Below are 9,426 nucleotides of genomic sequence, written 5' to 3'. Positions count from 1 at the left end.
ACCTGCTCGATGACCAGCGAAGACAGCCCGGGGAATACCGACTTGATCACGTCACACCGAAGTCATGATTACCCACGACACCGGCTACTCAGGACGGTACTCACCACCGTTTCTGCGCCAGAGCCGATCATTCAGGTTCTTTGAGCACGCCGATAGTGGCCAGCAGGGCGCTGATCGATGCCGTGCGAGGGTCGCAGCTTCGGGGCCACGCAGTGTGCCGCCAGCGTGTGGGTGGAGCCCGAGCACGGTTGCTTGGATGCGGAGGTCAGCTGGGGCAACTCGGTGATGCGTCCGCGCAGCGCCACTGCCGCTCGCCCGTCGTGTGAGCCCTTGTCGGATTCTGGGTCTTGATGTGCGACTGGCTAATCCTCACCAGGTGAAGGTGGTCGAGGGGCGACTACACCGCTACCACCGGCTCACCGGCGCGGGCAGGAACCCGAGCGCGACCCGTCAGGGACGCCGGCGGGCGTTGAGGCGTGCGGCCTGGCGGGTGAGGTGGTCGCGTTCGGCGAGGTTAGGGGCCTTTCGGGCGGCCTCGGCGTACAGGCGTGCCGCTGTGGTCAGGTTGCCGTCGCGTTCGTGGAGGTACGCCGCCACCGCCGTGTGGCGGGGCAGTGAGTCGTCCAGCGCCGCGAGGGCCGCCAGCCCGGCGCGTGGCCCGTCGGCCTCGCCGACGGCCACCGCGCGGTTGAGCCGGACGACCGGGCTGTCGGTCAGGCGCGTGAGTTCGTCGTACCACTCGAGGATCTGCACCCAGTCGGTCTCTGCGGCGGTGGGCGCGTCGGCGTGCAGTGCCGCGATGGCGGCCTGGGCCTGGAACTCGCCCAGCCGGTCGCGGGCGAGCGCCGCCTGCAGGATCTCGACGCCCTCGGCGATCATCGTGGTGTCCCACCGGCCGCGGTCCTGCTCGGCCAGCGGCACCAGGCTGCCGTCTGGCGCGGTCCGTGTATCACGCCGGGCGTGGTGGAGCAGCATGAGGGCGAGCAGTCCCGCCACCTCGGGATGGTCGAACGCGGCGGCGAGCTGCCGGGTGAGCCGGATGGCCTCGGCGGCGAGGTCGACGTCACCGCCGTAGCCCTCGTTGAAGACCAGGTAGAGGACGCGCAACACGGTGGCGACGTCGCCGGGCTGGTCGAACCGCACGCCGGCCACGGTGCGCTTGGCCCGGCTGATCCGCTGTGCCATGGTCGCCTCGGGCACCAGGTAGGCCTGGGCGATCTGGCGGGTGGTCAGCCCGCCGACGGCCCGCAGCGTGAGCGCGACCGCCGACGACGGCGTCAGCGACGGGTGGGCGCACAGGAAGTAGAGCTGGAGCGTGTCGTCCACCGCCGGCGTGGGCCCGGGCGCCGGCTCCTCGTCGACGAGGTCCTCACGTCGGCGGCGGGCGGCATCCGCTCGGGTCGTGTCGAGGAACCGGCGCCAGGCTACGGTGACCAGCCAGCCCTTCGGGTCCCGCGGCGGGTCGGCCGGCCAGACGCGGACCGCCTCGACGAGGGCGTCCTGCACGGCGTCCTCGGCCGCCGCGAAGTCGGCTCCGCGGCGGACGAGGATCCCGAGGACGCTCGGCGTCAGGCTCCGCAGCAGAGCCTCATCCATGGAAGAGGCACTCCGTGACGGTGGGCGGCTCGGCCAGGAACGGGCGCACCTCGAGCCACTCGTGGATCGGCTTCCCGCCCGCCCCAGGGGCGGCCGACAGCTCCCCGGCCAGCTCGATGGCGCGCTCGTAGCTGTCGACGTCGATCACCATCCAGCCGGCGATGAGGTCCTTGGTCTCGGCGAACGGGCCGTCGGTGACCGGCGGGCGCCCCTCACCGTCGTACCGGACGAAGGTCCCCTCGGGGGCGAGCGCCTGGCCGTCGACGAACTCGCCGGTCTTCTCGAGCCGGGCCGCGAAGTCGTTCATGTACTGCACGTGCGCCGAGATCTCCTCCGGCGTCCACTGGTCCATGGGTACGTCGTTGACCGCAGCCGGGGCGCCGCGGTAGTGCTTGAGCAGCAGGTACTTGGCCATCGTGGTTCTCCTCGGTGCTGGTGCGACCCATTCTGGTCACCTTCACCACGGGGACGGAGCCAGCCACCGGTTCTCGACATCACCGTCCGAAAATTTTCTTGGCTTCACCTGCGGGCCCGCCCGCAGGCGGGACCGACCGCGTCCGGGATGTCGCCGTTGGAACGCCGCTACCGGTGTCGAGCTTCTCGCTACGGGATCTGCCCTTCGTTCACCTGTGCGAATGGATGCCGTGTCGCGCTGGTGCCGGCTGTGGGTTCCCGCTGAAGTTGCTCCTTGGCCCGCTTGATCTGAGCTGTTCTGCTCTCTAGCCGGAGTGTCCTGGCTAGGCGGATCGACACTGGTGTCGGTGCTGGTTAGGGATGGTGTGGAGGGCGGTTTGGTGTATGACCTAAGTCCGCGGTGCCCATTGATGTAGGTCGAAGATGTCGATCAGGTGGTTTTGGTCGGCGGTGGTTTCGGTGAGCATTCGCCGGGCCTTGGGACGTCCGCCCGAGGAGGGGTAGATCAGGACGGTTTCCCCGATGCCGGCCAGGGCGTCGACCAGCGCGCGGACCGACAGGTGCAGGCCGGCCTGTTCGGCTTGGCGGCGCATCAGGTGGGCCAGTTGCAGGGCGAGGACGCAGGTGTAGGTGTGGACCCGGATGGCCTGGTCGGTGAAGTGGTTCATCGGCGAGAACGACACGGCGTGCGGGTCCTTGAGTTGACGGAAGCCGAACTCGGCGTCGGATTGCGAGCGGTATGCGGCCACGACGTCGGCGATGGGCCAGTCGTCGTGGTTGGTGACCAGGATCCGCTTGCCGAAGATCTCGTCTTCCAGGCTGTCGCGGGCGTCGGTGTCGATGCTCCAGGTCAGGCTCAGCTCGGCCGGGTCGGTGCCGGTCAGGTCCCAGGTCAGGATCCGTTTGACCCAGGTGTCTTTGCAGATCGTACGGATTTCGGCGGCCACGGCGTCCTTGTCGCGGCGGGTCTTGCCCCGCGCGAGCCGCTGCGCCAGTTCGGTCAGCCGGGCGTGGGCCTTGGCCAGGCTCTGGTCCAGGCCCCGGGACTGCCCGGCGTGCAGGGCCGGTGAGTGGGTCAGGATCACCCGGGTGCTTTGGCCATAGATGTCTTTGCGGCGTTGCAGCGCGGTCAGGCCCGGGAAGCGGGTCTGGTCCACGCGGCGACGGGACCTTTTGGGCAGAGCGAGTAGGTCGGTGTGGTCCGAGGGTGGCAGCGAGGTGACGTAGCCGATCTGCGCGGCCCGTAGGTCGGCGAAGTTGGCGGCGGAGTTCTGTCCGGCGTCGAAGACCACAGTCACCTGTCCGGACACCGACGCCGCAGCGGTGTATGCCACGTACCGGCCGCACAGTTCGGACAGCATCAGGGGGAACTGGGTCACGTCTGGCTTGTTGCCGGGGTAGGTGTGCGACAGCAGTGGGATCCCGCCGTCGCGGGTGACGACCAGGCCCAGACCGACCAGTCGCAGGTCGGCGCGTTTCTGTTTGGCCTTGCCGTGTTGGGCCAGGGACGCTTTGTCGTTGCCCGAGTCGATATAGGTGGCGAAGTTCGTCATGTCCAGGGCCACCGCGGAGATGTCCAGTCCAAACGTGGGGATCATCTGCGCGACGATCTGCCGTTCGACCTCGGCCAGATGCTGCGTGGTGATGGTGCGGGTGGCGTCCCAGAACCGGCGGTGCTCCAACACACCAGCACGGATGCCGGTGAATCGGTCCGCCGCGGTGGCCGCCCACCAGTCGGCGATACTGCGCCGCGAACACGGGTCGACGAGGCGGTTCAGCGCAGCCAGGGCCAGATAGGTGCCGATCGACGCGCCCGCGTCCGCACGCCGCGGGCCGACCACCTCGTCCACGATCTCGACCACCCGCAAGCGGGTCAGGACCGCCCACCCGGCGGCCACCGCCCCGAACGCCAGATGCCGGGTACGCTCAGGCGCCACAACGGATCCAGCCATCGCCGCCTCGATATCCTCGGCGCTGCCAAGGTACCGTTCGGAGACCATCTTCGGCTTGCCGTCCACGCGAGCCATTTGGCGCAGGTACCAGTAGGTCTTTCCACCGACCTTCTTCGGGTACAGACTCGCCATACTGGCACTTTAGGTCATACGCGAGGAATACCACACGGCGACGCGCCGCCACAGGTCAGACGATCCAAACGGGCCTCGCTCAACACCAAGGTCAACTTATCCAGGACACTCGGGCTAGGCCCAGTTGTTCTGCTCCGTCGAGGCCCGGCAGGTGATGCCCGGGGCCGTCCGGGTGGTTCAGATGTGATGACCGATGGGGATATGTCGGCAGGAAGGCGATCCATCTCCGATGGTGGAAGTTGCAGGATCTGCCTCAATCGATCCTTGTTGCCGATAGTCGCCGATGGTTACGGTGCGGTTTCTGACTGTGATCTGAGCACCATAGGGGAGGTCTCATGAGGATCACCAGAGCATTGTTGGCCGCCGGCCTGGCTGTCGTGTTGATCGCGACGGCCCTGCCGGGCTCGGCGTCGGCGGCGTCGTCGTGGACGGGTCTCGTCGGGCCGGCCGGGGCGGGGTTGCAGGCGTGTGGCACAGGCCCAGGCGCAGGAGGCTGCGGTGTGGACCTGCGTGGGTGGCGCGTTGACCACCACCGGCGCCGACGGCAAGCCGACCACCACGATTGTCGCGGAGGACTTCGAAGACACCACCGCGGCGCCCGGCGACCTCACGGTGCTGGCCGATGACTACGACAGCTGGTGCGAGTCCGGTTCGGTGTGCGGCCGGAAGATCAGCGACTACATCGCCGAGGTCAAGGGCAACGGCGCCTACGGTGACTCCCAAGGGGTCATCGGGGCGTTCGACTTCATCGTCCGGCAGGCGTTCAACGGCCAGCGGCCGCGCTGGCGCAACCTGCTGATCTGGGACTACGGACCGACGGTCATTCCGCAGGAGTTCACCAACAACTGCCGGATCAACCAGACCGGCACGGACGGCTACTGCGGCCAGAACCCGTTCTACTTCGGCAACGTCAGCTCGGCGAGCTGGCGCAGCTGGCGGCCCAGCGAGACCGGCTACTACTCCAACAGCACCCTCATCTCCGGCAGCGGCCAATACCACGACGACCACTACGGATCTTTCATGGCCTCTGGATACAGCTACATCTTCTACGCCAGCACGATCCACACCGGGCGGTGGGACCGGTGCAACGTGAGCCCGTACTGCCGCTACTACCAGGTGCCCTGGGCGTGACCGCCTCTGCCTGACGCCCTGCACGCGTGGTGGCCGTCCGATCCGTCGGACGGCCACCACGCATGTGGAGCCGGTGATCTTCACGTCGCAGGCTCCCGCAGCAGTCGGGCGGCGAGCTGCACGTACTCGGCGCTGCACTCGGCGTCGATGCCGGCGGCATCGGCCTGCCGGCCCAGTTCGGCCAGGAAGTCGTCGACCGAGGCCCACCCGGGGGGCGGTTTCAGCAGCCACAGCCGGCCCCGAGGCCGGCCGGTCACGCCCGCGTCGGCTAACAGGGCGTCGAGGTCGTTCTCGACCTCGACGCGGGACTCCCAGCTCGCCTGCACCGTCTGCTCGCGCCGCACCTTCAGCGTCTTCGGGTCCTGCTCGTACCACTGCTCATACCGCGCCGCCCGATCGGGAACCCAGGTACGCAGCTCGGACGGCCACACCGCCGGCAGGAAAGCGATCATCGGCGCGTCCGGCGCCATCTGCCAGCCCTGCGCGACCAGCTCACGCACCTCCGGCAACTGCTCCGGCTCCAGGCCGTCCACGTCCGCGTCGGCGGCTCTGGCCGCGGCCGGCTCCGCAGGCTGGTCGAGGCCCCAGTCGTAGGCGATGTCCATTCCCGCACTCTACGTCCGCACCCGGCCGTGGCCAGCGCTGTTGGGCGAGGTCAGGACGGCGCTACGGTCGACCGAGTTGAAGATCAATCCTTAGCGATGGTTTCGGCCTGGAGCCAGTCGGGCGGGCCGTTTAGAGTCATGGATCGATGGCTGGTGCTCGATGGAGGCGGCTGGGTGGGCGGGCTTGTAGCGCTACCGGGCGGAAGTCCGGCTGCTTCGCGGGGTTTCGAGCTGGCATACGTCGGCGCCGAGGGCCGGGAGCAGCGTGAGTCGCTGGTGGCGGCGTCTGGGGTGCGGTTCGAGCTTGTGACGCCGGTGCGGCCGTTTCCGTCGTACCGGGGCCAGCGCAGCAACAGTGGGTTGTGGTGGTGCGCCACCACGGGCGGCCATGTTGGGTACGAGTCGTGGCTGGAACGCGATCAGCTGACACTGCTGGACTTCGACCAGGCGATCGTCGGGATCGCGTCGCAGCCATTCTGGTTGTTCTGGCAGGACGAGGGACGGCGGCGTTCGCACGCGCCGGACTTCTTCGCTCGGCGGGTCGATGGCACGGGCGTGGTCGTTGACGTGCGCCCGGAGGGGCGGGTGCGGGCGCGTGACGCGGCGGCGTTCGCGGCGACGAGGCGGGCTTGCGCGGCGGTGGGCTGGGACTACCGTCTGGTGCACGAGCCGGAGGCGGTGCGGATGGCGAACGTGCGGTGGCTGGCTGGGTATCGGCACCCACGGTGCCGACGCGAGGCGGTGGTGGCGGCGGCACCAGTGGTGTTCGCCGAGCCGGTGGCGTTGATGCACGGTGCGGCCAGGCTCGGAGATCCGCTGGCCACGTTGCCGACGGTGTTTCACCTGCTGTGGTGGGCCGGCTGCACGCTGACCTTACGGTGCCGTTGTCGGAGTTGTCGCTGGTGGCGGCGGTGGACCGTTGAGCAAAGGGCGGGCAGTGCTGCGCGTGGGCGACCGGGTGCTGTTCGATGGTCGGGCGGTGACGGTCGCTGGCTATGAGGGCACCCGGGTGCGGTTGGTCGGTGACGGCGGGGATGCGCAGGTGGTGCTGCTGGGCCACCTGTTGGCTTCGCCCGGCTTCGAGCTGTTGTCGGGTGCGCCGGCGCGGCGGGTGGATCCGGTGGGCTTGCTCGATGTCCTGCCGGCGCAGGTGCTTGCCCGGGTCAGGCAGTGGCAGCGGCACGTCGTGGAGGTCGAGACCGGCTTGGCCCCGGACGCGGCAGTCGGTGCCGTGCCGAAGGAGTGCTTCGACCCGGCGCGGCACACGATCGCGCAGCGGGACGCGGCCAAGGCTGCGGAGTTGACCGCTGCGGGGCAGCCGACGAGCGCGGCGACGGTCAAGCGAATGCGGCTGCGTTACCGGGCCGAAGGGCTGTGGGGGCTGGTCGACCAGCGGTTGGTCCGCTCCTCCAGTCCCTATGGTCGCGTCGACGCCCGGGTAGTCGCGGCGGTCGCCACGGCGGTGCAGGCCGAGACGTCGCGTTCGACTGGTACCCGGACTCGGTTGCGCCGACGGGTGGAGCAGCTCCTGGCCGACGAGTACGGGCCGGGGGTGGTGCCGCTGCCGCCGTCGACGACGTTCTACCGACTGGTGGCGGCGATGACGGTCGGCCGGCACACCTTCGGTGAGGCGACCACGCGGCGCACGCAGGCCAACCGGCCGCCGCGGCCGTTCACGCGAAGCTTCGCGGTGCGTCCGGGCGAGATCGTGCAGACCGACACCTCCCCGTTGGATGTCATGGCGTTGCTGGATGACGGGGTGCCTGGGCGGGTGGAGCTGACCACCGTGCTTGACGTTGCCACCCGCACGATCTGCGCGGCGGTGCTGCGCCCGCAAGGCACCAAAGCCGTCGACGCGGCGCTGCTGCTGGCGCGTGCCCTGGTCCCGGAGCCGATGCGGCCTGGCTGGCCGGGCGCCCTGCGCATGGCGAGGTCGCGGATCCCCTACCGGCGCCTGCTAGACCTCGACGCCAGGCTGCAACACGCCGCGGCCCGGCCGGTGATCGTCCCCGAGACGATGGTGACCGATCAGGGGACGGTCTTCATCTCCGCCACGTTCGTAGGTGCCTGCGAGCGGTTGGGAATATCAGTGCAGCCAGCGCATCCGGGTACGCCGACGGACAAGGCCATCGTGGAGCGGACCTTCGCATCGATCCGCACCCTGTTCGCCCAGCACGTGGCCGGCTATCTGGGGCCGAACGTCACCCGCCGCGGCACACCCGCAGCGACCAAGGCGGTGTGGTCGCTGGCACAGTTGCAGGAACTGCTCGACGAGTGGGTCATCGCCGGGTGGCAGTCGCGGCCGCACGAGGGCTTGCGCGATCCGGAGGCCGGCGCGCGGGTGCTGTCGCCGAACGAGATGTTCGCCGCGGCGGTCGCCGCGGCCGGCTACGTCACCATGCCCCTGACCGGCATCGACTACCTGGAGCTGCTGCCCGTCGAGTGGCGCACCATCGGCGACCACGGCATCCAGATCGACTACCGGCACTACGACGACGAGGTGCTCAACCCACACCGGCACCAGCCGTCCGGTGTGGTCGGCAAGGGCAAGCGGTGGGAGGTCCACTACGACCCCTACGACCTGTCGCACGTGTTCGTGCGCAATCGCCGCACCGGGGGCTGGCTGACCGCCGCGTGGACGCACCTGCCGATGGTCGGAGCGCCGTTCGCGGACTTCACCTGGCGGGCCGCCCGGCAGATCGTCGCGCAGCGCGGCGGTGACGACACCGACGAGACGGCCATCGCCCGCGCCTTGGACGGCCTGCTCACACGGGCAGGCAACGGCCCTGACGGTGACGTCCGGCAGCGGCGAGTAGCCGCGCGCACCCGCGCCGCTGGCCGGCCGGTGCCGCTCCCGCCCGACGACCCAGACGACGCCGGGGACGACGCCGACGTCGAGAACGACAGCGATGCGCCGCTGGCGAAGGTGATCCCGTTCGGTGTGTTCGAGGCCGGCGACGAACGGCGCTACCGGTGAGCCGCGGTGCCGCGGTGGGCTCGCTCGTCCACGAGCCGGCGACCACGAAGGAGGGCTGGGCGGCATTCATCGAGCAGCAGCCATCCAAGGTGGAGTTGCTGCCGGCCGCCCGGCTGGCCGCTCTCGGCCCGGCCGAGCGTGACGCCTACGACGAGCGGCGCATTGCCCACCATGCCCGCCTTATCGTGGTCGCCACCCCGACCGTTGACCAGATCGTCAAGACCGGCCGCCGGCTGGTCGTGCTCAACACTGGCGCCGACACCGCCCGTCGGGGCCTGGTCGTCACCGGCGACTCCGGCACAGGCAAGAGCACCGCCATCAAGCAGCTCGGCAAGCACCACGAGTTGCTTGCCCGACGGCGATGCACCACCAAGGGCCGTTCATGCCGGTCATCTACGTCACCGTCCCGCCGGCGGCCACCCCGAAGGTCTTGGCCGCCGAGTTCGCGCGGTTCCTCGGCCTGCCGCTGCCGCGCTCCCTCAACCAGGTCAATGAGCCTTTCCGCGTAACGGTGTGAGTGCGGCGGGTAGCGGTGCTGGTGGCCGGTGCGGACACGCCCGGACCCGTTGTGGTGCAAGGGAAAGACGCAGAACCCCGGTATGAAGTGGTCCTCTCACAG

General features: G+C 69.4%; 9 protein-coding genes. 4 read left to right on the top strand and 5 right to left on the bottom strand.

Features of this window, described 5'->3' with window-relative positions; translation table 11 throughout:
• Window positions 1-450: 450 nt before the first annotated feature.
• From ABGB16_RS32365 to ABGB16_RS32355, 3 genes are all read right to left on the bottom strand, one after another.
• Window positions 451-1,596, bottom strand: coding sequence for a DUF6596 domain-containing protein (locus tag ABGB16_RS32365; protein WP_347671873.1), 1,146 nt, complete (start codon window positions 1,594-1,596; stop codon window positions 451-453).
• On the bottom strand, window positions 1,589-2,011 hold the full coding sequence (locus tag ABGB16_RS32360) for a YciI family protein (protein ID WP_347671872.1): 423 nt from the start codon (window positions 2,009-2,011) through the stop codon (window positions 1,589-1,591). Before ABGB16_RS32360 ends, ABGB16_RS32365 begins: the two co-directional genes overlap by 8 nt.
• 388 nt (window positions 2,012-2,399) lie before the next feature.
• Window positions 2,400-4,028: an IS1634 family transposase gene (locus ABGB16_RS32355; RefSeq protein WP_347671871.1), complete on the bottom strand. Its 1,629-nt coding sequence runs from the start codon at window positions 4,026-4,028 to the stop codon at window positions 2,400-2,402.
• Between the two features lie 534 nt (window positions 4,029-4,562).
• Between ABGB16_RS32355 and ABGB16_RS32350 the strand changes: the two genes are divergently transcribed.
• Complete coding sequence (locus tag ABGB16_RS32350) at window positions 4,563-5,225, top strand: hypothetical protein (protein ID WP_347671870.1); 663 nt, start codon at window positions 4,563-4,565, stop codon at window positions 5,223-5,225.
• An 80-nt stretch (window positions 5,226-5,305) separates the two neighbouring features.
• On the opposite strand, the gene ABGB16_RS32345 is transcribed toward ABGB16_RS32350, so the two are convergent.
• Window positions 5,306-5,830 (bottom strand): DUF5956 family protein, encoded by a 525-nt coding sequence (locus ABGB16_RS32345; protein ID WP_347671869.1) that lies wholly within the window; start codon window positions 5,828-5,830, stop codon window positions 5,306-5,308.
• A 138-nt stretch (window positions 5,831-5,968) separates the two neighbouring features.
• Here ABGB16_RS32345 and ABGB16_RS32340 point away from each other — a divergent pair, with 138 nt between their 5' ends.
• Entirely contained in the window at window positions 5,969-6,829 is an 861-nt protein-coding gene (locus ABGB16_RS32340) for a TnsA-like heteromeric transposase endonuclease subunit (RefSeq protein ID WP_347671868.1), read from the top strand.
• Entirely contained in the window at window positions 6,750-8,807 is a 2,058-nt protein-coding gene (locus tag ABGB16_RS32335) for a Mu transposase C-terminal domain-containing protein (RefSeq protein WP_347671867.1), read from the top strand. Before ABGB16_RS32340 ends, ABGB16_RS32335 begins: the two co-directional genes overlap by 80 nt.
• On the opposite strand, the gene ABGB16_RS32330 is transcribed toward ABGB16_RS32335, so the two are convergent.
• A complete protein-coding gene (locus ABGB16_RS32330) occupies window positions 8,798-9,145 on the bottom strand; it encodes a hypothetical protein (RefSeq protein ID WP_347671866.1) in 348 nt (115 codons plus the stop codon). The genes ABGB16_RS32335 and ABGB16_RS32330 overlap by 10 nt on opposite strands.
• Before the next feature lie 44 nt (window positions 9,146-9,189).
• Here ABGB16_RS32330 and ABGB16_RS32325 point away from each other — a divergent pair, with 44 nt between their 5' ends.
• Complete coding sequence (locus ABGB16_RS32325) at window positions 9,190-9,324, top strand: hypothetical protein (protein ID WP_347671865.1); 135 nt, start codon at window positions 9,190-9,192, stop codon at window positions 9,322-9,324.
• The last annotated feature ends 102 nt before the right edge of the window (window positions 9,325-9,426 follow it).

The sequence above is a fragment of the Micromonospora sp. B11E3 genome, from assembly GCF_039871625.1.
Classification (GTDB): domain Bacteria; phylum Actinomycetota; class Actinomycetes; order Mycobacteriales; family Micromonosporaceae; genus Micromonospora.
The sequence above is the reverse complement of the archived record's forward strand: the minus strand, read 5'-3'. Positions and strand labels throughout refer to the sequence as shown.